Source organism: Lysobacter sp. KACC 24251 (genome assembly GCF_057747755.1).
The window spans coordinates 84,317-106,665 of sequence record NZ_CM173222.1; the positions used below are offsets into that span (position 1 = coordinate 84,317).

Sequence of the window (22,349 nt, forward strand, 5' to 3'; positions counted from 1 at the left end):
ATCGGGGCGGCCCGGTATCATCGCGACCGATGACGACCCACGATCCCTCTGCCGACACCACGCTGTTCCTGGTCAACCTGGGCACGCCGGATGAGCCCACCGCGCCGGCGGTGTCGCGCTTCCTGCGTGAGTTCCTGCTCGACCCGCGGGTGGTGGCGATTCCGCGCCTGCTGTGGCAACCGCTGCTGCAGTGGGTGATCCTGCCCCGGCGCTCGCCGGTGGTGGCCGCAAAGTACGCACAGGTGTGGCTGCCTGGCGAGGACGGCGGCTCGCCGCTGACCACCTACACGCGGCGGCTGGCGCGTGGCGTGCAGGCGCGACTGCCTGGGGTGAAGGTGCGCGAGGCGATGCGCTATGGCAATCCCTCCCTGCTCGCGGCGCTGGAGGCGGAGCGCGCGCTCGGCACGCGCCGGGTGCTGGTGCTGCCGATGTACCCGCAGTACTCGACCACGACCACGCTGTCGGTGGAGGACGCGGTCGCCAGGGTGCCGGGGCTGGCGGTGCGCACCGTGCGCGACTACCACCTCGACCCGCACTGGGTGGCCGCGGTCGCGGCGTCGGTGCGCGCGCACCGGGCTTCCCATGGTGCCGGCGAGCACCTGGTGTTCTCGTTCCATGGCCTGCCGCAGCGGCTGGTCAACCAGGGCGACCCCTACGCCCAGCAGTGCGAGGCCGGCGCGCGCGCGATCGCCGCGGCGCTGGGGCTGGCCGACGATGCGTGGACGCTGAGTTATCAATCGCGCTTCGGCAAGGAGAAGTGGCTCGAGCCGGCGACCGACAAGGCGCTGAAGGCCCTGACCGATCGGGGCGTGCGCACCATCGACGTGATCGCCCCGGGCTTCTCGGTCGATTGCCTGGAGACGCTGGAGGAAGTGGCGATCGGCTTGGCCGAACAGGTGGCCCACGCGGGCGGCACGTTGCGCTACATCTCCTGCCTCAACGATTCACCCGCGCACGCGGACGTGGTCGCCGCCATCGCCCAGCGCGAACTGGCCGCGTGGGCGTGAGCGAAGCAGTGCTGCGCGAGTTTGCGGTCGATACCGTCTTTGGCCGCCTGTGTGGCCTGCGCCGCGAGATCCCGGGCGGCCCGCGCGTGCTTGCGCTGCACGGTTGGCTGGATAACGCTGCCAGCTTCGTGCCGCTGGCAACGCACCTGCCGGGCCTGGACCTGGCCGCGCTGGACATGCCCGGCCACGGTGCCAGTGCGCACCTGCCGCCCGCCGCGGACTACCTCAGCGTGGCTTTCGCCCGATCGGTACTGGCCACCGCGGATGCACTCGGCTGGGAGCGCTTCAGCCTGCTCGCGCACTCGCTGGGCGCGGCCGTCGCCAGTGTGGTCGCCGCCGCGGCGCCCGACCGCGTCGAACGGTTCGTCGCCATCGAGGCGCTGGGCGCGCTGTCGGAAGCGGAGAGCCGGACCGGCCAGCGCCTGCGCGATGCCTTTGCCGCCATGGCCACGCCCCGACGCGGCCTGCGCGTGTTCGACGACATCGCCACGGCGGTGCGCGCACGCATGCAGGTCAATGGACTCAGCGAGCCGGTCGCGCGGCTGCTGGTGGATCGTGGCATCGCGCCCATCGAAGGCGGCTTCATCTGGCGCAGCGACCCGCGCCTGACCCAGCCGACGGCGGTGCGCATCAGCGAGGCGCAGGTGCGCGACCTGGTGCGGCACATCGAGTGCCCGACGCGGGTGATCTACGCCGACCCGCCGCAGTCGTACTTTCCCGATGACGTGCGCCGCACGCGGGCCGCGCTGCTGCCGCGCGGCGAGCTGGTGGTGATGCCCGGCACCCACCACCTGCACATGGAAGACCCGGCGGGCGTGGCGGCGGCGATCGGCGACTTCTTCCGTCGCTAGGCCCCGATCAGCGCCCGCAGCGTCGCTTTCAGCCGCCGGCCCTCGGCATTGAAGTAGCGGCGCTCGTCGCGCCATGCCGGGAAGCGCGCCTCGACCTCGCGCCAGAACGCGCGTGAGTGGTCGTGGTGGATCAGGTGGCACAGCTCGTGCACCAGCACGTATTCGAAGGCGGATGGACGGGCGAGCACCAGCGACAGGTCAAGCGTCACCGAGCCGTCCGGCGCCAGCGAGCCCCACTGCGAGGACATGACCTTGAAACGCACCTGGCGCGGCGCCCGCGGCAGACTGGCCAGGTAGCGCGGCAGCCAGCGCCCGACATCGGTGCGGCCCTGGGCCTCGTAGAAGTCGCGCGCGGCGCGCTGGATGGCGGCGTCACGCGCCTGCAGCGGCAACGAGAACACCAGTGCGTCCGCGTCATCCGCGGCTTGCAGCCGCGTGGTGCGTCCCGCCTCCCAGCGCAGCGGCACGCTGCGGCCGCGCAATGGCAACTGCGTTGTCTGGCCGCGGATCAGCCCGCTGCCGGCATCACTGGCGAAGCGCTGCAATTGCGCCGCCAGCCACGCGGCGTGCTCGGCGACGAAGCGCTCACCGGTGGCGGCGCTGCTGCGCGGCGGCAGGGTCAGGCGCGCGCCTCGTTCATCGACCGATAGTTTGAGCCGCCGTGCGCGCGGATCGCGGACGCGAGTGACCTCGATGACGCTGCCGTCGGGCAGTGCCAGTTCGAACGCATCGCGCTCGATCGCGCGCGGCGACGGCGCCAGCAGGCGGAACAGGGAAGTCATGCGCGGGCCGCGGGGATGGCTTGCACCGATTGTACGGCGGCATCGTGACGCACGCGCTTCTGCTCAGGCCGCCTCGGTCTTGCTCAGCTTCAGCGCGCCTTCCAGCACCGTGAACAGGCGGCGCACTTCGGCCGACATCAGGATGAAGCGCGCGTCGAGTTCGGCGCGCATGTCATCGCGCTCGGTGCTTTCGAGTTCGTCGACAGCGCCCTCGAGCAACTTGAACTTGCGCACGACCAGGTCCTCGCCGAGCACGAAGGAAACGTGGTCATCCAGCGTCAGCGCCAGACGCGTGACCTGCTTGCCGGATTCCAGGTGCTTGGCGATCTCGTCGCTCTGCAGCTCCATGCGCTGCACCTTCACCACCGCGCCCTGGTCGATGGGGTCGCGCAGCTCGCACTCGTCGCCCAGCGACAGGCCCTCGGGCATCGGGTCGCCGGCCACCCAGCCGGTCAGCACCGAGCGCGGTGCGACTTCGGCATTGAGCGGCAGCGCCGGGAAGCTGCCCAGCGCGCGGCGGATCTCACTGACCACGTTCTCGCCGCTCTTGCGGCTGCTGGTGTCGACCACGACGATGCCGTGGCCCAGGTCGAGCAGCGCGTCGGTGCGGGTGGGCTTCACGAACGCGCGCGGCAGCAGGTCGGTGACCAGCTCGTCCTTCAGCCGCTTGCGGGTGCGGCCGCCCGGCTTGCGCCCTTCCTTCTGCTCGATCTCCGCCAGCTTCTTCTGCAGCATGTCGTTGACCACCGCGCCGGGCAGGATCTTGTCCTCACCGCCCACGGCCAGCCAGATCGCATCGCCCTGGCGGTGCGACAGCACTTCGGCGTCGCGGCCGAACGGGCTGATGAAGCCGCGGCTGGACAGTTCCATCGGGCCCACCGGCTTGAGCTGGCACTCGTCCAGGCCGGTATCGAGGTCATCGAGCTTGGTGGTGGTCGGGAAGCGGAACAGCGTCAGGTTGCGGAAGAACATCAGGAGCCTTGGGTTGATTCGTTGGGTTCGCCGGCCAGCCATGCGTGCGCGTCGGCCTTGGCGCCGTGCGCGCCCAGCGACAGGAAGTCGAACAGGTTGGGGTCGCTCAACTGCGAGGGTCGGATGTCGCCCAGCGCGCGCGCGATGGTTTCGATGCGGCCCGGCGTCTCCTTCTCCCACGCGTCCATCATCCGCTTCACCTGCTTGCGCTGCAGGTTCTCCTGCGAGCCGCACAGGTTGCACGGGATGATCGGGAACTGCTTCGCATCGGCGTACGCGACGATGTCGTCCTCGCGCACGTAGGCCAGCGGGCGGATCACCACGTGCTTGCCGTTGTCGCTGAGCAGCTTGGGCGGCATGCCCGACAGCTTGGCGTGGAAGAACAGGTTGAGGAAGAACGTGGCCACCAGGTCGTCGCGGTGGTGGCCCAGCGCGATCTTGGTGATGCCGTTTTCCTCGGCCCAGGTGTACAGCGCGCCGCGGCGCAGGCGCGAGCACAGCGAGCACATGGTCTTGCCTTCCGGCACCACGCGGCTGACTACCGAGTAGGTGTCCTGCTCGATGATGTGGAACGGCACGCCAATGGACGTGAGGTAGTCGGGCAGCACGTGCTCGGGGAAGTCCGGCTGCTTCTGGTCGAGGTTGACCGCGATGATCTCGAAGCGCACGGGCGCCTTGGCCTGCAACTGCAGCAGGATGTCGAGCATGGTGTAGCTGTCCTTGCCGCCGGACAGGCAGACCATCACCTTGTCGCCGTCCTCGATCATGCCGAAATCGGCGATGGCGCGGCCGACCTGGTGGCGCAGGCGCTTGGCCAGCTTGTTGGCTTCGTGCGCGGCGCGGCGCGCGCGCGGCACGAAGGGCGCCGGCTCGGCCAGCGCGAGGGCGTCGGCGCCGGACGTGGCCGCCGGGGCGGAAGCAGGATGCAGGGGCAGGACGGTGCTCATGGACCGGCCATTCTACCGGCTGGGTCCGCCGCGGCGCTTGAACGGGCCGCCCGTGCGGCGCCAAGGATGGCTGTTGGCAGATGACTCGGCTCTGCCATACTCCGACTGTGCGGCCGGTCACGGTCCCACAGGGGAAGTCCCGGGCCGCACCGGTCCGGGCAACGAACGCAAGACCAACGCGCGGTAATCGGGGAACAGGGATGAAGCATCGATTCGGCCGCGCGTGCGTGCGCGGGATGGGTTTGGCAGTCGTATTGGCTTGGGCGGGTCTGACCGGGGTCGCGATGGCCCAGGTCCGCGCGGATGGCGCCATGCTGGATGGCGGTGGCGGCGTCGTCCCGTTGGCTGCTGGTGGCATGAACACCTGTGCCGTCCGCGACGACGGCGCGTTGGCCTGTTGGGGCCTGGATTACATGGGGCAGAGCACGCCGCCCACCGGCACGTTCATCGCGGTGGCAGCGGGCATGCGCCACGCGTGCGCGATCCAGAGCAACGGGCGACCTGTGTGCTGGGGTGAACCCGGCAGTGCCCAGGTCACCGTCCCCGAATGGGGGGAATTCACCGCGATCACCGTCGGTGACCATCACACCTGCGCGCTTCGTGCCTGGGGCGCAGCGGAATGCTGGGGCGAAGACCTGTACGGCGAGACCTTCGTGCCGGCGGGGCAGTTCATCGCGCTCAGCGCCGGCGACAGCTTCACGTGCGGTCTGCGTCCGGATGGCAGCGCGGAATGCTGGGGCAGTGCCGCTTACGGCAGCACGACCGTAGCGGCAGGTCGCTTCATCGCACTCAGCAGCGCGGGTGCCCGCACCTGCGCGCTGGCCGCCGACGGGCAGGTCGCGTGTTGGGGGGGCTATTCCGAGGGACTCCCGGCTCCGGAAGGTCGCTTCGTCCAGATCAGCCTGGGAAATGACCATGAAGGATGCGGCCTGCGCGCCGACCGCAGCGTCGCTTGCTGGGGTAGCGACCCGCTGACGCAGGTGCCCCCGCCTCCGGGACCGTACTCGCATGACCCGTTCCTGATGGTCAGCGCCGGTCTCATGCACGCCTGTGGCATCCGCACCAGCGGGGAACTGGTGTGCTGGGGTGGCAACCAGGAAGGCCAGGCCACCGCGCCGGCCGGTCGCTTCGGCTTTGGCCAGATCGGGGCAGGCGTGACGCATACCTGCCAGCTGCGATCCGACGGGCAAGCGGACTGCTGGGGCACTGATGCTGGAACGCTGATCCCCGAAACCCCCGTGCCGGGTGGCGCCATCGACGCTGGCGACGGCTTTTCCTGCGCCGAGACACCGGACGCGCGGCTGGCGTGCGCGGGCCGCAACGACTACGGGCAGAGCCAGGCGCCGTCCACGCTGCTGCGGCAATGGTCGCTCGGCCACCAGCATGGCTGCGGGATCGACGCGGCCACGGGTGGCGTCCAGTGCTGGGGTTGGGATGCATTCGGGCAGATCGCAGCGCCCGCAGGTGCCTTCCGCAACGTCAGCGCGGGCTTCGTCCACAGTTGCGGCGCGCGCGACGACGGCACCGGTGCGTGCTGGGGCCATGACGCGCAGCAGCAGGGACAGGTGCCGGCGCTGGAGGCAGGCTTGGGCTACCTGACGGTGCAGGCCGGCGACTTCGAAGGCTGTGGCCTGACCAGCAACAACTTCATCTCATGCTGGGGCGATGGCTATTTCGGCCAATTGATCTACCCGCCGACAGGCTACTTCCGCGCGATGGCCACGGGCGGTTCGCACGGGTGTGCGATCCGGACCAACGGTCGGCTTGCGTGCTGGGGAGCGGACTGGAGTGGCCAACGGCAGGCGCCGGAGGGCGAATTCGTGAGCCTCAGCGCCGGGGTGAACCACACCTGTGCGATCCGGGCGGACGGCGTGCGCACTTGCTGGGGCGACGACAGCAGTGGACAGGCCCCGCAGCCGATCGTGTTGCCCGAGTCCGACACGCTGGTCGTCGCGCTGGGTGAACCCTTCACCTTGCGGTTGATCCTGGCGGGGTCGGGCTATGTGTCAGAGGGGATCGTCGCAACGCTGACCGCCGGCATGCTGCCGCCGGGCATCGCGCTGGGGCCGGATGGCGCGTTCAGTGGTGCTGCCGCGCAGGCGGGAACGTATGCCTTTTCCGCGCAGCTGCGTGACGCCAACGGCTTTGTGGCCAGCAAGGACTACCAGCTGGTGGTCGATGTCACGGCGCCGACGGTAACCCCGATTCTCAACGGGCCGCTGGGCCAGGCGGGCTGGTATGTGGGTGATGTGGCCCTGAACTGGTCGGTGCACGACGACGAGTCCTACTTCTGGGCGACTGAAGGCTGCGATACCCCGCTGGTGCGTGCCGACACCGCCGGCGCGGAGTTCGTTTGCACGGTACAAAGCGTCGGCGGCAGCGCCACGGCGCGAGTCACCATCAAGCGGGATGCCACCGCGCCCGAGACCACGTTGACGACGACGCCCGGGGCCGCCACCAACACCGCAAGCGCGAGCTTCGGCTTTGTCGGGGCCGACGCGACCTCCGGTGTTGCCGGCTACGAATGCCGCGTCGATGGCGCGGCGTTCGCTCCGTGTGCTTCCATCCATGCGGTGACGGTGACGGTGACGGCAGGCCTGCACACCTTCGACGTGCGCGCCGTGGATGCGGCCGGCCACCGCGATGCCACACCCGCCACATACGTTTGGCGAGTCGACACCACGCCGCCCGTGGTCACCGCCGACGTACAGGGCCCGCTGGGCAACAACGGCTGGTACACGGGTGATGTGCACATCAGCTGGACGGTGACCGATCCGGAAACCGCGGTGAGTACGACGACTGGCTGCAACACGGTCACCCAGACCAGCGATACCGTGGGCGCCGGGTTCACCTGCACCGCCATCAGTGGCGGCGGCACCACGGTGCGCACCGTGACCATCAAGCGAGACAGCGTGGCGCCCACGGCCATGTTGCAGACCTCACCGGCCCCCAGCGGGGGTTACTGGTACAACACCGCGGTCACCGTCAGCTTTGCCTGCCAGGACGCCACGTCCGGCGTGGCGTCGTGCCCGGCGGCGCAGGTGCTCAATGGCGAGGGCACCTGCGGTTCGGCGTCGAAGCCCGTGGTGGATGCGGCCGGCAACAGCGCGATGAGCGCCATCACCTACGTGTGGATTGATCGCACACCGCCGGCGCTGTCGCCGCAGGTCGGCAATGGCGTCGTGCTGCTCAACGCGGCGGCGACCGCCAGCGCGGGTGCCAGCGATGCGTTGTCTGGCCTTGCAAGCCAGGGCTGCGCGGTGCCGTCCACCGCATCCGTGGGAACGCGGACCGTGGCGTGTTCGGCACGCGACGTCGCCAGCAATGAAGCCACGGCATCCGCCAGTTACCGCGTGGTGTACCCGTGGCAGGGTTTCACTGGAGCGGTCGCCAACCCGAACACGCTGAACGTGTTCAAGGCGGGACGTGCGATACCGTTCCAGTGGCGCCTGCTGGATGCCAACGGCCAGCCGGTGGGCAACCTCGGGAGTGCCAGCATCAGTTCGGTGGGCATCACGTGTCCGGGGGGTGCGGCCTTGAACCGGATTTCCACCTACGGCGGCAGCAGCACGCAGTTGCGCAACTTGGGCAACGGCTACTACGCCCTGGACTGGCCGGCCGCGAGCGGCTACCGCGGCACCTGCCGGCGTTTGGATCTAAGTCTGGGCGACGGCGAAGTGCATTCCGCGCTGTTCCAGTTCAACTGAGTGTGATCCGGGGCGGCGCGCCGCTCCGGACGTCATGACGTGGTCGCCCGCGGGCGGTAAGCTCAGCACATGCACGAGAGCGACGATCCAGCCGCCATCACCCGCCAGTTGGCCGAACTGCGGTTGGAGCACCGCGACCTGGATGCGGCCATCGGTCGCTTGCAGGCCGACATCGCCGCCGACGAGCTGTCGGTCAAGCGGCTGAAGAAGCGCAAGCTGTGGCTCAAGGACTGCATTTCCCGGCTGGAGTCGTCGCTGATCCCCGACGAGCCGGCGTAACGATGGCGCCCCGCTGCGTTTCGGGCATCGCCTGAAAGCGATAAGCGCGCACTTGCGATAACGGCCCGGAGATCCGGGCCGTTGTCCTGTCTACAGGGGCAGTGCGGCTGCCGGTTATAGATAGAGGCCGATGACCTGCAGCGTCCAGTTGGTGTCCTTGTCCGCCGCGCGAGTCTTCAGTACCGCCAATTGCTCGTCCAGATAGGCCTTGGCCTCAGCCGTGCCCAGGTCACCAATGGCCTTGAGCGCCATCGCGCGGTCCTGCCACATGCCCTCGCCGGTGTGGATCGACTTCAGCAGGTCCAAGTGGTCGGTCGCGCCCAGCGTGCCCAGCGAAGAGATCGCGGCCAGGCGGACGTATTCATCCGGGTCGCGGGCCAATTTCGCCATGGTCGGGATCGCCTTGGGGTTGTTGGTGAAACCCAGGGCGTAGACGTCCAGGTAGCTGTTGTCGTTGCGCGAGCCAATCCTTGCCGCCAGGCGGTCGACTTCGGCATCGCTGCTGCGGGCGGCGTACAGGCGGCCGGAAATCTTTGCCGCCAGTTCCTTGACGGCCAGCGACAGCGGTTCGTTGAAGGTGGGCTCGACCACTTCCTCGAAGCTCCACTGCGGAACCTTGCCGCGCTTGATGAAAACGCCCACGCGCTGCTTGCCGGCAGCCGTCTCCAGATCGCCGCCGAGGAAGGTGAAGGTGACGAACGGGCTGAAGCCGCTGGCACGGTGGTTGAGAATCCGGAACGATTTCAGGTCCAGACGCGGGAAGCCCGCGCCGCTGGTAGTGACTTCGGCCGGTGCTCCGCGCGAGGCCAGTTCGGCTTGCAGGTTGCGCGCCAGGTAGCCCGTCGGATCCACCGGCGTGCCGTCCACGGTGAGCGCGGCGGGCAGGATGCCGCTGGAGAACACACGTTCGCTGCCGGCGCGATTGTCCACCACGGTCAGCGTCGTGGCCGGTGCCGGCGCGGTGAACGCCAGGCCCGACGGTGCGGGATTACGGACGGCGTACGAGGCCGGCGCGCAGGCGGTGACGAAGGTAAGCGTTGCCGTGCACGCCATGGCGCGCACGAGAGTACGGAATTGCATTGGACATCCCCTGGTGACTGAGTGGAACTTCCCCATCGGCGGCGGGCATGGGTCCGGCCGCCCCAGCGGGAGTATATGGGGGGCTGCCGCTAAACTCCTTGTCCCGACCTCTCGTTCGGCATCCGCCCGTCTGGCCGCGGCCGGCTTACCCGTCGCGGCGGTCCGGTCAGGCCTCTGGGCTCGGTGCGGCCTTTGTAGCCGCCTCCGGACTCACCTTCTCGATCGTGTGCCGCAGCTCGCGGCCCAGGATTACCTTGGCGTCCTTGGCCCAGGTGTCCAGGCGCTCGTCGAAGGTCAGCTTGCCGTTGCTGTCCACCCACACCAGTTTCAGTTCGCGTAGTTTCTGGATGAAGCCGCGGAACAGGGTCTTGTCGAAGAACTCCGGCGCGGCCGGCGCGTACAGCAGCGAGAGGCGCTGTGCCGCCTGCTGGCACAGGCTTTCCAGCTCGCCGGCGCTGAGCGTGCCCGGTCCGTTCTTTGCAAGCACCGAGATGGTGATGTAGTAGCGCTCGAACGCCTGCTGCAGCGAGTGGCCGATGGCGCGCAGGCGGAAGACCTCGTCGCTCTGTCCGGCGTAGCGGCTGAGGATGCCGCCGTCGTCGTCGCTGACGCGCTCCAGCAGGCCTTCGTGGATGAAGGCATCCACGGTGCGGTGCAGGCGCTGCGCGAACTCATCCTCGGTCCACGGCAGGAACAGCTCGCCCTGCAGGAATGGATAGACGCTGCGGCCCAGCCGCTCGACCGTGCGCAGGCTCATGCGCCGGTTGTTCTGGAAGCAGCAGGCGATCCACGACGCGGCGGTGAACAGGTGCAGCACGTTGTTGCGGAAGTAGCTCAGCAGCACCGCGTTGTCGCCGCCCACGCTCAGCACGTCGCCCAGCGGATGGGGGGTGCGCGTCAGCACGCTGATCTCTTCGCCGTGGGCGATGATTTCGGACGGGGTGTGCGGGGTGACGGTTACCCGGTCGGAATAGGGCAACTCATCCAGCAGGTGCTGTGACAGCGCGATCTGCGCCAGCAGGTCCGCTTCGCCCATGGCGTGCTTGGGCGTGGACAACAATGCCAGCGCCAGCAGGTTGATCGGGTTGACGTCGGCGGCGCGGTTGACGTTGACCTGGATGCGCTGGCCCAGCGCGACGACCGTGTCGGCCAGCCATGCCGGCTTCTCGTCCTCGGGTACCGGCCTGCCGTCCCAGTCAGGCGCGTGTTCGGCCAGTACCTCGCTCAAATGGATCGGCTCGCCGAAGTTGACCACCACCTGGCCGTAGTTGCTGCGCAGCACCTTGGGGATGCCCATCAGCAGCTGCCAGATCGACTCCTTCTCCTTGGGCTTGCCGGAGAGCTCGTCGAGGTAGCTGTTGCCTTCCATCAGCTTCTCGTAACCGACATACACCGGCTGGAACATCACCGGACGCGTCGGCTGGCGCAGGTAGGCGCGCACGGTCATCGCCAGCGTGCCGCCCTTTGGCGGCAGCAGCCGTCCGGTGCGCGAGCGCCCGCCTTCGATGAAGTACTCGATGGAGTAGCCGCCGGACACCAGTTGCGCCATGTATTCGGAGAATACCGCCGAGTACAGCGCACTGCCGCGGATGCTGCGGCGGATGAAGAACGCACCGCCCTTGCGCAGGATGGTGCCGACCACCGGCAGGTTGAGGTTCACGCCGGCCACGATGTGCGGCGGCACGATGCCCTTGGTGTACAGCAGGTAGCTCAGCAGTAGGTAATCCATGTGGCTGCGGTGGCAGGGCACGTAGATCACTTCGTGCCCGGGTGCGGCCTGCTTGAGCTTGTCCAGGTGGTGCACCAGCACGCCGCGGTAGATGCGGTTCCACACCGGCGCGAGGATGAAGCTGGCCGAACGCACCACCGGGTGCGAATAGTCGGCGGCGATCTCGTAGGCGTAGGCGTGGGCCTTCTTCCACGCATCGCCGAGCGAACTCTTGTCGCGGCGGGCCTGGTCGGCGATGGCGTCCTTGACCGTTTCGGCGGCGAGGACCGCGTCGACCAGCAGGCGGCGGGTGGACAGGTCGGGGCCGATGACCGCGGCGCGGATTCGGCGGAAGTGCGCGCGCAGCACGCGCGACAGCTTGCGCACGGTGCGTTCCGCCGGCAGGCCTTCGTCCACCTGCTGGCGCAGGCTGACCGGCGGCGAAAAGCGCACCAGGGTACTGCGGCCGTTGAGGGCGATCGCCATCAGTCGGCGGAAGCGGCCGACCAGGGTCCAGTTCTCGGAGAACAGCACCGAGAACCAGCCACTCTGTTTATCCGGGGCGCGGCCGACAAAGATCGACACTGGCACCAGTTGCACATCCAGGCCGGGATCGGCGCGGTGCGCCTCGATCAGGCGCGACAGCGAGGCCGAGCGGGTCTTGCCCGACGGCGGACCGGACGGGGCCAGCGCGCTGGCGTTGCGTCGCGACAGGGCCACGTAGGCGCGCTTGCGCCCAAGCGGGTCGCCGGGCAGCGGCTGCATGGGCGAGGGCAGGCCGTACTCGCGGCAGGCGCGCTCAAGGATCAGCGCGTTGGACAGACCGTAGTCTTCCAGCACGTAGCAGACGGGCCCGCCCGTCCACTCGCGGGCGTAGTCGCCGGGCGACTCGGGCTCCACGGTCACCGCGATCCACGGCTCCAGCAGGCGGCCCAGCAGGCGGGTCCACCACGGGCGGCGGGCCGCTGCCGGCGGGCGGCGTCCCGGGGCGGGAGGCAGCGGCTCTGGTGAGGATGGGCCTTCCGCAGGGGTGGACGCGGACGCGGGAAACGGCAGGGGGGTCTGGTTCTGCATTGGGCCCATTATGCCGGGATGCCGGCGACGGGCGGTTAGCGGGGGGCTGACGGGCCCGCCCCAACGGGATCAGGGGACGCGGCGGATCGCGGCGCCTGCGCCTGGCCCGAACCACCGGCCGAAGCCGGATGCGGCGTGGTTCCCGCGGCCGCTTCGGCCTCCGCGTGGCGCAGCAGGTCGGTCAGGTACCACTGGCCGTCGCGTCGCTCGGCGCGGACGTAGGCGTCGATCGATCGCCCGGCCAGGGAGTAGCGCACCCGCAGGCGGGCGGTGTCCCCGGTCTGCTCGGCGACGGTGGCGTCGACGCTGTCCAGGGCGGCGTCCAGGTCCAGGTCGTAGCTGCGCAGCACGTCCTTGGCGGTCCGGAAGAACGGCCCGAGCCGGCCCAGCGCCTTGTCCATGCCCGCCTGGGCAAACGCATCCGGCCCGGCGAGCCCGGTGCCGCGCGCGGCGCCGATCAGGCGGGGCAGGGCGGCATTGGCGCGCTTGCCGTCGTCCAGTGGCGCGTGCTGGCCCCACTGGGTGAAGGCCGCGATCATCTGCATGTAGTGGTCGCGCTCCTCCTCGCTGTACTCCTCGGCGCTGGCCACGTACTGGCCGGCGAACATGCCCAGGGTCGAGGAGGCCGACCGCAACTCCCGCCCGGCACCAGAGAACTGCTGCTTGAAGGTGGTGGTGAGCTGGCGTTGGGCGCCCGGCGCGGCCAGCGCGGTGATCATCGGCGCGATGCGGTCTTCCAGCGGCAGTTCGGTCAGCGGCCAGATCGTGCGGCCGTCGCGCCAGGCGGTTTCGAGGCGGGCATGCAGCGCAGGCGGCACGGCGTGGCGGGCGTAACCCGCCAGGTCGCTGCGACGCAGGTCCTGCATCAATCGGGTCAGCGCGTCAGCCGGGCCCGGCGGCGTGGGCGGGGTCGGGGGCGGCGTCGGCGCACGATCGCACCCGGCCAGCAGCAGGGCCAGGGTGAGCATCGTCAGCAGGCGTCGTAACAGGATCATGGCGGGCGGCTTCCCCAAGTCGCCCGTCCATCTTGGCGGCGGTGGCATGGCGGGACAAGCCAAGCCAGTTCCGGATTGGACGTTCGGCGGGCAAGAAAAAGGAGGCCAGAGGCCTCCCATAAGCCCGGTCGGAGCCGGAGGACATCGAGTTGTGGCGCAGTTCCGGGCAACCCCGGACGGTGCCCAGCGTACCTGCGCCACCAAGTTAATGCAACACATGATGTTGTGATGCTTAACTAACTGATTTGTATGTTGTTCTTACTGCGCGACGTTCAATGCGTCGAACTTGGCCTCGCGCCGGGCCTCGCGTGGCTGGCGCCAGTCATTGTTGAACACCGCCGGCTCCCAGGAACCATAACTCGGGTTGGGCAACATCCACCAGCGTTCGCCGAACCAGGCCTGGTGCTGGGCGTACAGCGCGTCCCGCGCTTCCGGCGTGTTCGCGACGATCTGGACGAAGTCACCCAACTGGTCGCCGAACTGCATCAACACCCGATAGTTCCGCCCGGCGAGCTGGCGGCGGCAGTTCTTCTCGCTGCCTTCCTGCTCGCAGCCGTCGACCACCGTGCCCAGCCCGAGGAACACGCCATCGTTGGCCACCGGCATGCCGATGGCCTTGAGGTTGGCGATGGTCGCGTCCCTCAGGTGCACGGCGCGATTGGACAGGTAGAGCAGGGTGACGCCCCGGGCATGGGCGGCCCGGGCGAACTCGACCACGCCCGGCACCGCGGCGGCCTTCTGCTCGCGCACCCAGGCGTCCCAGGTGGCCTCGTTGTACTCGCTGCCGTCGCGCACCAGCCGCGCCTGGTAGGGGGAGTTGTCGAGCACGGTCTCGTCCAGGTCCATCACCACTGCCGGCTTCAGTCCCCTGGCGGCATTGGCGCGTTCCTCGGGGACCAGCGCATCCCAGCCCGGGGTCGTGAGCGCGCGGTCGAGGTTGGCGGCAGCGGCGCGGTAGGTCTGCGTGCTGGCGGCGCGATACTCGGCGGCGCGCTGCATCCACAGCACGGCGTTGAGGTTGTCGTTGGCGGCGACAGTCTCGGCCGCCGGCGTGGCGGACGGCGCGGCCGGGTCGGCCTGGTCCGGTCCGGCAACGCGGGCGCCGGTGTGCTGGCAGGCGGCCAGCGTCAGGCTGCAGGACAGGGCGATGAGGAAAGGAGCGCGACGGTGCATGGCGATCCGCGAGTGGAAGGGATCGGCGAGTGTAGCCCAGCCTCATGACGGCGCCGTTCCGAAGTGGCGCCCCACCACGTGGCAGCGACTCGTGGGCCCTGGCCGATGCCGTGCGGCGCCGACCGCGTGGTCCTAGCCTCCCGCCGCCTCGTACAACTCGAGGGGCAGGCCGTCGGGATCGGCCAGGAACGCGAAGCGGCGCCCGGTGAATTCATCCACGCGTATCGGCTCCACGACCACGCCCAAGGTCTGCATGTGCGCGGCGGCCGCAGCGACGTCATCAACTTCAAAGGCGATATGGCGCAGACCGCAAGCTTCAGGATACGAGGGGCGTGGCGGCGGCGACGGGAAGGAAAACAGCTCCAGTTGCCCGCCATCCGGCAGGGCCAGGTCGAGCTTCCATGAGTCGCGGGCCTCGCGGTACGCCTCGGCCAGAACCGGCAAGCCCAGTACCCGGGTATAGAAGGCCTTGGACCGGGCGTAGTCGGAGCAGATGATCGCGACGTGGTGGATGCGGCGCAGACCCATGGCCATGCTCAACTCTCCAGCAAGGCGCGGATCGCGTCGAACCCGGCCTTCGCGCGTTCCTTCTTGTGCTCGGCGTCGAGCGCGGGGTCGGCGCCGTCCCGCTGGAGTTCTTCGGCAGGCAGTTCGTCCAGGAAGCGGCTGGGCTTGAGGCGGATCTTCTCGCCCCAGCGCTGTGTCTCCCTGGAGTGCGACAGCCACAACCGCTCCTTCGCGCGGGTGATGCCCACGTACAGCAGGCGCCGCTCTTCGTCGATGCGGCCCTCGTCGAGGCTGGCGTCGTGCGGCAGGTTGCCGTCCTCCACGCCGACGATGAACACGTAGCGGAACTCCAGGCCCTTGGAGCCGTGCATCGACATCAGCCGCACCTGGTTGCCGGCGTCGCCCTTGTCGGCGTGCGACAGCAGGGCCAGTTGCGCGGCGAGCTCGCCGGGGCCGGCACCCTTGCCGCCATCGAACCAATCGGCGAGTTCCTCAAGGTTGGCCTTGCGCCGCTGGAAGCCGGCCTCGTCCTTGCTTTGCTCGCGCATGGCGTTGAGCAGGCCGCTGCGCTGCGCCAGCTCGCGCACCAGTTCGGCGGGAGTGAGTCGCTGCGCGTCGCGGCGCAGCGCCTTGACGATGGTGCTGAAGCCGTCGACGGCATTGGCCGCGCGCGGTGCCAGTTGCTTGAGCACGCCGATCTGCTCGGCGGCGCGCGCCATCGGCATGCCGCCGTGCTGCGCCAGTTCGGCCAGCTTGGCCAGCGTCGTGGCGCCGACCTCGCGCTTGGGCGAAGTCACCGCGCGCAGGAACGCGGCGTCATCGTCGGGGTTGGCGATCAGGCGCAGCCACGCCAGCGCGTCCTTGACTTCGCCACGCTCCAGGAAGGCGGTGCCGCCGGTGAGGTGGTAGGGCACGCGCAGCAGCTGCAGCGCCTTCTCCAGGGCGCGGCTCTGGTGGTTGCCGCGGAACAGGATGCAGAAGTCGCTCCATGGCGCCTGCTTGGCGCTGGCGACGAAGGCGATTTCGGCGGCGACCTTTTCCGCTTCGTGCGCGCTGTCGCGGCATTCCCAGATGCGGATGCGCTCGCCGTCGGCCTGGTCGGACCACAGCGTCTTGGGGTGTTCGTGCGGGTTGTTGGCGATCAGCGCGTTGGCACTGCGCAGCACGCGGTTGGAGCAGCGGTAGTTCTGCTCCAGCTTGATGATTTCGAGTGCGGGGTAGTCGACGCCCAGCGACAGCAGGTTGTCGGGGTTGGCGCCACGCCAGGCGTAGATCGACTGGTCGTCGTCGCCCACGCAGGTGAACAGGCCCTTGGGACCGGCGATGGCCTTGAGCAGACGGTACTGCGCGTCATTGGTGTCCTGGCATTCGTCCACCAGCAGGTAGCCGATTCGCTCGCGCCAGGCCAGGCGCAGGGGTTCGTGCTCCTCGAGTAGCTGCACCGGCAGGCGGATGAGGTCGTCGAAGTCGACCGCGTTGAAGGTGGAGAGCCGCGCCTGGTAGCGCGCGTACACCAGCGACGCCTCGGTCTCGCGCGTGCTGCGTGCGGCCTCCAGCGCCTGCTCGGGCGACAAGCCGGCGTTCTTGGCCCGCGAGATCAGGTTGCGGGTGTCGTCGACCACGTCGGGCTTGCTGCCCGTCGGCAGCAGGTCCTTGATCTGGGCGGCACTGTCGTCGCTGTCGAACACGCTGAAACCGCGGCGCAGGCCGGCGTGCGCGTGTTCGATCTGCAGCAGCTTCAAGCCCAGCGCGTGGAAGGTGCAGATGGTCAGACCCTCGGCCGCATCGCCCTTGATCCGCTTGGCCACGCGCTCGCGCATTTCCTTCGCCGACTTGTTGGTGAAGGTGATGGCGGCGATGCGCTTGGCCGGCATGCGCCCGGACGCGATCAGGTGCGCGATCTTCTCGACGATGACGCGGGTCTTGCCGCTGCCCGCGCCGGCGAGCACGAGCAGGGGGCCGTCGGTGTGCAGGACGGCGGCGCGTTGGGGGGGGTTAAGACCGTGCATGGAGACTTCGAAGGCCGGCGGGCCGGCATGGCCCATCAGTTTACCCGTCTCTCTCGCTGCCGACGGGTACGCTAATGTCGACCCCTGAACAGGAACGCATGGAATGCCCGTCTATCGCCCCCTTCTCCTCGCCTTGTGCATCGGCCTGCCAATGACGGCGGCCGCCAAGGAGCGGCCCGCACCCCCGCCGGACCCGATGAGCGCGCCCGAGTTGCTTCGGGCCGGATTCATGGAGGGCCACCAGGACATGAAATACCGCCTGCTCGGGCAGCGCGCGTACCGGGAAAGGCGCTTCGACGATGCCATGCGCCTGTTCCGGCGCGCGGCCTACTACGCTGACAAGCCCGCCCAGGGAATGGTCGCGGAGATGTATTGGAACGGCGACGGCGTTGCCCAGGATCGGGCGTTGGCGTACGTCTGGATGGACCTGGCCGCCGAGCGCGGATATCAGGGCTTCGCCGGGTTGCGGGAGCGGTATTGGGCGGACTTGCAACCCGCCGAACGCGAGCGTGCGCTGGCAGAAGGCGAAGCGATCTATGCCCGCTATGGCGACGCGGCCGCGCGCCCGCGTGCCGATTTCCAGTTGCGCCTGGCGCGGCGCAGCGTCACCGGCAGTCGCACCGGTATGGCCGGGGCGCTGCAGATCGTGATTCCCACTCCGACGGGTGTGGAAACCATCGACGCCAGCAAGTTCTACGACGAGCGCTACTGGGATCCGGACAAATACTGGGCGTGGCAGGACCAGGTGTGGATGAAGCCGCGAATCGGCAGGGTCAACGTGGGTGAGGCCGAAGTGGTGCGCGACGGCCCTTCCGCGTCGCGCATCCCCGTCACCACCCCCGAGCTGGATGCCCCGCCGCCCGAGGTGCCGCCGGAGCCGTGAGCACACGTCGCAGGACGCTAAACTGGCGCCATGGCCAAGCTCTACTTCTACCACTCGGCGATGAACGCCGGTAAGACCACGACGCTGCTGCAGTCGGCATACAACTACCGCGAGCGCGGCATGCGCGCGGTCATCCTCACGCCCAAGCTCGACCACCGTGGCGGCAGCGGCACGGTGGCCTCGCGCATCGGCCTGCAGTCGGATGGCATTGCCTTCGACCGCGACGCCGACCTGCTGGCCGTGGTGCGCGCGGACATCGCCACGCACGGCACGCTGCACTGCGTGCTGGTGGACGAGGCGCAGTTCCTGTCCAAGGCGCAGGTATGGCAGCTGAGCGAGGTGGTTGATGCTTTGCGCATTCCGGTGCTGTGCTACGGGCTGCGCACCGACTTCCGCGGCGAACTGTTCGAGGGCAGCCAGTACCTGCTGGCGTGGGCCGACGAAATCACCGAGATCAAGACCATCTGCCACAGCGGCAAGAAGGCGACGATGACCGTGCGCGTCGACGAGCACGGCCGGGCGGTGCAGGACGGGCCGCAGGTGGAGATCGGCGGCAACGAGCGCTACGTGTCGGTATCGCGCGCGGAGTTCAAGAAGGTGATGCGTGGCGAAGGGCTGATCGAGCCGCTGCAGCCTCCGTTATTGTGAGTGGCCGCCAGGGTTCGCCGCGCTGGGCTTTGAATTGCCTTCGCGCAAGGCCGCGTGATAATACTGCTGGCGCGATCAATCGGAATCGGATACGGACATGGACCGGCGTCTTCGAGCACTCTTTTTGGCGTTCTTGTGGGTCTTCGGCGTTTCGTCGGCTAAAGCCTCACCGCATGAAACTCCCAAGCTCACTGAGGCCTCCCTCGGCACGCTCAACGACATGATCGCAAAGGCCAAGGGCAGGCCCAACGAGGAGTATCGCCTGCACGGCCTTATTGCTTATGCCCAGCGTGACTACACGCAAGCGGTGCAGCACTTTGAGCGGGCAGCGTATTTTGCCGACAAGTACTCGCAGCACTACCTCAGCCTGATGCATTGGCATGGCATCGGAACGCCGATGGATCATGTGATTGGCTATGCGTGGGCTGATCTCGCTGCCGAACGTGGCAGCACCAAGCTGCTGCTGCTACGCGAAAAGATGTGGCAGGAGCTATCGCCGGACGAGCAATCCGACATTGGTGCCCGTGGCACTGAACTGTACGCCCGCTACGGCGACAGCGTCGCAAAGCAACGCACAGAGAACAGGATGCGCCGCTTTCGCAACAACGTAACGGGCAGTCGGGTCGGCTGGGTTGGCCAGGTCGAAGTTGCTGGCAGGCCTTCAGGCGGCTCTTTCGGGATCTGCGGTGGGGTTGATTCCAGTGGCAGCGCCAACGTTCTGACTGCTTCAGCGGCGGATCTCTATGGGAGCGATTTGGACCTCTACTGGCAACAGCAAGATATGCTGATCCAAATGGGTTCGGTGGAAATCGGACCGGTGGAGCCGATACGGTCCCCGTAGGTCCGAACAAGCGCGCGGACGGCCGGCCTTCATCCGCTAGGTAGGCCTTCTGGCCAACGTTAGGCGGGTCAGGGCGGGCGGCGGCACCCGGCTTCGATCGCATCCACCTCCCGCGTCAGCGCGCCACCCTCCGGCTGCCACTGAGCCAGGGGCGCCCGCAGGGCCGCGAGTGCCGCAATGACGTCGGCGGAGGGCGTGGGCTGACAGGCGACCTCGGCGAGGTAGGCACCTGCGCGCACACTGGCCAGCACCGCGTCGGGCGCGGTGCCCTGCGGTCGGGCGAGCGCCTCCAGTTCACGCCGCGCGTCCGGGTCCGCACCGTGCGCGCGCAGTCGGGCCGATGCCGCCGCTGCCCTTCGCGCATCGGGGTGGCGTTCACCCAGCGCGCGGCGGAGCACCCGCGCGGCGTCACGCAAGGTTGCCTGCGCGGCCGCCATGTCGCCTAGCGCCTGCTCGGCCAGTCCCAGCTCCAGCAAGGCCTCGCCGGTGGCCTGGTGGCCGTCGCCTTCGAGTTGCTGGCGCCGGCGGGCCGCTTCCCGCAGCAACGGCAGGGCCTCGGCTGCGCCCCCGGACTGGCGCAACAGGCTGCCTTGGACGAGCAGCACTTCGGTATGCAGCGCCGGGTCGCCCGTGCTGCGCGCGGCCGCGGCGGCCTGCTGCAGGGAGACCAGGGCGCTGGCCGCATCGCCGAGCTCCCACTCCGCCTCCCCGCGCAGCACCATGCTGCGGATCGTGTCCGGGTGATGCGGACCCAGTCGCCCGGTCAGCTGGCGGGTGACGATATCGAGCGACTCCCGGGCCTGTCGGAAATGGCCGCGACCCATCTGCAGGGCCGCCAGTTGCTGGTGCGCGGCGATGCTGGTCGGGTGTTCCTCGCCATTGACTTCGATGCTGATCGCCAGGGCCGCGGCGACCTCCCGCTCGGCGGCCGCGATGTTGCCCGCCGCACTGTGCAGGCTGCCCAGGCTCCGGCCGATTTCCACCAGCAGCGGGTGGCGCGGCCCGGCGTCATTGCGCAACTGCTCTCGGGCGGTCTCCAACTGCCGCAACGCGGTGTGGGTGTTGCCCTCGTCCGCGTGCACGTTGGCCAAGTCCATCAGGTTGGCGACCACGCCCACGCGGTCGCCGGCACCCTCGCGGCGCAGGTCCAGCGCACGTTCGAACAACTGCCGCGCGCTCTGTCGCTCGCCGTTGGCGCGGCGGCAGCGGCCCAGCTGCGAATAGAACTCCGCCACCTGCGGCGGTAGCTGCGCCTGCAGCCTTCGCGCCCCGGCCAATGCCGGCTGCATCAGGTCGATGCACGCGCGCGGTTCGTCCATCAGCCGCAGCACGCGGCCGCGCTGGGTGATGGATTCGAGACGCAGGCTGTCGGGGATATCCCAGCCAGCGTCGAGGATCGTCGTCTGCCGGTCGAGCAGGGCGCGTGCTTCGGCGTAGTCGCCCAAGCCGATTCGCAGCCGGGCGACCAGGCCGATCAGTTCCGCGCGGGCGCGCGGCTGGCGTGCCAACTCGCGCTGGCCGCGCTCCAGCGAGGCATCCAGCAACCCGCGCAGGTCCAGTGGCTGTCCGTCGCGGCTGACGCTGGCGTTCTCGAACACGCCGAGCATGAAGTCCTGGATGGCCTGCGCGCGGCTGGCCTCACGCACGGCCTCGCGCGCCTGCCAGGCCACCAGTCCGAGTGCCGTGATAAGCACCACCGTCACCAGCGAGCCGCTGGCCAGTGCCCAGCGGTGCCGGCGCAGGTACTTGCGTACCCGGTAGGCGACGCTGTCCGGCCGGGCCAGCACCGGCCGGCCCATCTCGTGGCGACGCAGGTCCTGCGCCAGCGCCTCAACCGACGCGTAGCGCTGCTCGGGCTGCTTGGCCAGCGCCTTCAGCACGATGTTGTCGAGGTCACCGGCGAGCAGCCTGGCCTGGCGTCGCAGGCCATGGGCGTCGGCGGGATGGCGTTCCGCGGCGCGCTGCAGCGTGTGCGACGGCCGCAGCGGATCCGCGCTGAGGATGGCCTCCTCCCACGCCGCATCGCTCTTGCGCGTGGGCCGGTAGGGCTTGCTGTCGGTGAGCAGCTCGTACAGCACCACGCCCAGCGAGTACACGTCGGTCATGGTGCTGACCGGCTCGCCGCGTACCTGCTCGGGCGCGGCGTAGTGCAGGGTGAAGGCGCGCGCGCCGGTGCGGGTGCGTTCCAGCACCGGCGCCTCCCGGTCCAGCAGCTTGGCGATGCCGAAATCGAGGAGGCGCACGTCGCCGGCCGGGGTGACGAGGATGTTGGATGGCTTGAGGTCGCGGTGGACGATCAGGTTGGCGTGGGCGTGGCTGACCGCGTCGCAGATCTGGTGGAACATCTGCAGCCGCAGCTCCAGCGGCGTGTGGTGGTCACGGCACCAGTCGGTGATGGGCACGCCATCCACGTACTCCAGCGCCAGGTAGGGCAGGTTGTCCTGGCTGACGCCGGCGTCGAGCAGCCGTGCGATGTGCGGGTGGGTGAGGCGGGCGAGGATCTCGCGCTCGCGGGTGAAGCGTACGCGCAGGTTGGTGTCGGCCAGTCCCGGCCGCAACAGCTTCAGCGCGACGCGGCGCTGGTACAGGCCATCGGCGCGCCCGGCGAGCCAGACCTCGCCCATGCCGCCTTCGCCCAGCAGGCGCTCCAGGCGGTAGGGGCCGATCACCGCGCCCGGAGTGGGCCCGGTGGGAATGCTGATGGCCGGTTCGGCGAGGAAGTCGGCGTGCGACTCGTCCAGTCCGATCAGCGTGTCGAGTTCCTCGGCCAGCGCGGCGTCCTCGTTGCGCATCGCGTCCAGCCGCTGCGCGCGGGCATCGGGCTCAAGCTCCAGCAGCGCGTCGAGCAGCGGTGACAGCCGTTGCCAGCGCTCGGGGTCCATCGGG

At 69.1% G+C, this 22,349-nt stretch carries 17 protein-coding genes; 7 read left to right on the plus strand and 10 right to left on the minus strand.

The window, feature by feature from the left end:
• Positions 1–29: 29 nt before the first annotated feature.
• Both hemH and AC3ARF_RS00435 read left to right on the plus strand, forming a co-directional pair.
• Complete coding sequence (gene hemH / locus AC3ARF_RS00430; protein ID WP_498929277.1) at positions 30–1,007, plus strand: ferrochelatase; 978 nt, start codon at positions 30–32, stop codon at positions 1,005–1,007.
• On the plus strand, positions 998–1,858 hold the full coding sequence (locus AC3ARF_RS00435) for an alpha/beta fold hydrolase (protein WP_498929279.1): 861 nt from the start codon (positions 998–1,000) through the stop codon (positions 1,856–1,858). Before hemH ends, AC3ARF_RS00435 begins: the two co-directional genes overlap by 10 nt.
• On the opposite strand, the gene AC3ARF_RS00440 is transcribed toward AC3ARF_RS00435, so the two are convergent.
• The 3 genes from AC3ARF_RS00440 to ttcA form a co-directional block, all read right to left on the minus strand.
• Entirely contained in the window at positions 1,855–2,640 is a 786-nt protein-coding gene (locus tag AC3ARF_RS00440) for a M48 family metallopeptidase (RefSeq protein ID WP_498929281.1), read from the minus strand. The genes AC3ARF_RS00435 and AC3ARF_RS00440 overlap by 4 nt on opposite strands.
• Before the next feature lie 63 nt (positions 2,641–2,703).
• Positions 2,704–3,612, minus strand: a complete 909-nt coding sequence (locus tag AC3ARF_RS00445; protein WP_498929283.1) for a recombination-associated protein RdgC — start codon at positions 3,610–3,612, stop codon at positions 2,704–2,706.
• On the minus strand, positions 3,612–4,559 hold the full coding sequence (gene ttcA, locus AC3ARF_RS00450) for a tRNA 2-thiocytidine(32) synthetase TtcA (RefSeq protein ID WP_498929285.1): 948 nt from the start codon (positions 4,557–4,559) through the stop codon (positions 3,612–3,614). Before ttcA ends, AC3ARF_RS00445 begins: the two co-directional genes overlap by 1 nt.
• Before the next feature lie 200 nt (positions 4,560–4,759).
• Here ttcA and AC3ARF_RS00455 point away from each other — a divergent pair, with 200 nt between their 5' ends.
• Both AC3ARF_RS00455 and AC3ARF_RS00460 read left to right on the plus strand, forming a co-directional pair.
• Entirely contained in the window at positions 4,760–8,266 is a 3,507-nt protein-coding gene (locus tag AC3ARF_RS00455; protein WP_498929287.1) for a PxKF domain-containing protein, read from the plus strand.
• 69 nt (positions 8,267–8,335) lie between these two features.
• Positions 8,336–8,545: a YdcH family protein gene (locus tag AC3ARF_RS00460; protein WP_498929289.1), complete on the plus strand. Its 210-nt coding sequence runs from the start codon at positions 8,336–8,338 to the stop codon at positions 8,543–8,545.
• Between the two features lie 114 nt (positions 8,546–8,659).
• Here the strand turns inward: AC3ARF_RS00460 and AC3ARF_RS00465 are convergent, their stop codons facing one another.
• From AC3ARF_RS00465 to AC3ARF_RS00490, 6 genes are all read right to left on the minus strand, one after another.
• The gene (locus AC3ARF_RS00465) at positions 8,660–9,625 is read right to left on the minus strand and encodes a HEAT repeat domain-containing protein (protein ID WP_498929291.1); all 966 of its coding nucleotides are present in this window, start codon (positions 9,623–9,625) and stop codon (positions 8,660–8,662) included.
• Between the two features lie 166 nt (positions 9,626–9,791).
• On the minus strand, positions 9,792–12,416 hold the full coding sequence (plsB, locus tag AC3ARF_RS00470; protein ID WP_498929293.1) for a glycerol-3-phosphate 1-O-acyltransferase PlsB: 2,625 nt from the start codon (positions 12,414–12,416) through the stop codon (positions 9,792–9,794).
• A gap of 26 nt (positions 12,417–12,442) precedes the next feature.
• Complete coding sequence (locus tag AC3ARF_RS00475; RefSeq protein ID WP_498929295.1) at positions 12,443–13,402, minus strand: hypothetical protein; 960 nt, start codon at positions 13,400–13,402, stop codon at positions 12,443–12,445.
• A 258-nt stretch (positions 13,403–13,660) separates the two neighbouring features.
• Positions 13,661–14,575 carry a 5'-nucleotidase, lipoprotein e(P4) family gene (locus AC3ARF_RS00480; protein WP_498929297.1) on the minus strand — a complete coding sequence of 305 codons (915 nt, stop codon included), beginning with the start codon at positions 14,573–14,575 and terminating at the stop codon, positions 13,661–13,663.
• A 132-nt stretch (positions 14,576–14,707) separates the two neighbouring features.
• Positions 14,708–15,103 (minus strand): SMU1112c/YaeR family gloxylase I-like metalloprotein, encoded by a 396-nt coding sequence (gene gloA2 / locus AC3ARF_RS00485; RefSeq protein ID WP_498931918.1) that lies wholly within the window; start codon positions 15,101–15,103, stop codon positions 14,708–14,710.
• An 8-nt stretch (positions 15,104–15,111) separates the two neighbouring features.
• On the minus strand, positions 15,112–17,091 hold the full coding sequence (locus AC3ARF_RS00490) for a UvrD-helicase domain-containing protein (protein ID WP_498931920.1): 1,980 nt from the start codon (positions 17,089–17,091) through the stop codon (positions 15,112–15,114).
• A 103-nt stretch (positions 17,092–17,194) separates the two neighbouring features.
• Here AC3ARF_RS00490 and AC3ARF_RS00495 point away from each other — a divergent pair, with 103 nt between their 5' ends.
• From AC3ARF_RS00495 to AC3ARF_RS00505, 3 genes are all read left to right on the plus strand, one after another.
• The gene (locus AC3ARF_RS00495) at positions 17,195–17,974 is read left to right on the plus strand and encodes a hypothetical protein (RefSeq protein ID WP_498929299.1); all 780 of its coding nucleotides are present in this window, start codon (positions 17,195–17,197) and stop codon (positions 17,972–17,974) included.
• A 30-nt stretch (positions 17,975–18,004) separates the two neighbouring features.
• The gene (locus tag AC3ARF_RS00500) at positions 18,005–18,622 is read left to right on the plus strand and encodes a thymidine kinase (protein WP_498929300.1); all 618 of its coding nucleotides are present in this window, start codon (positions 18,005–18,007) and stop codon (positions 18,620–18,622) included.
• Positions 18,623–18,719: 97 nt separating this feature from the next.
• Complete coding sequence (locus tag AC3ARF_RS00505; RefSeq protein ID WP_498929302.1) at positions 18,720–19,463, plus strand: hypothetical protein; 744 nt, start codon at positions 18,720–18,722, stop codon at positions 19,461–19,463.
• Positions 19,464–19,531: 68 nt separating this feature from the next.
• Here AC3ARF_RS00505 and AC3ARF_RS00510 read toward each other — a convergent pair whose 3' ends face one another.
• Positions 19,532–22,345 carry a protein kinase domain-containing protein gene (locus AC3ARF_RS00510; RefSeq protein ID WP_498929304.1) on the minus strand — a complete coding sequence of 938 codons (2,814 nt, stop codon included), beginning with the start codon at positions 22,343–22,345 and terminating at the stop codon, positions 19,532–19,534.
• Positions 22,346–22,349: the final 4 nt, after the last annotated feature.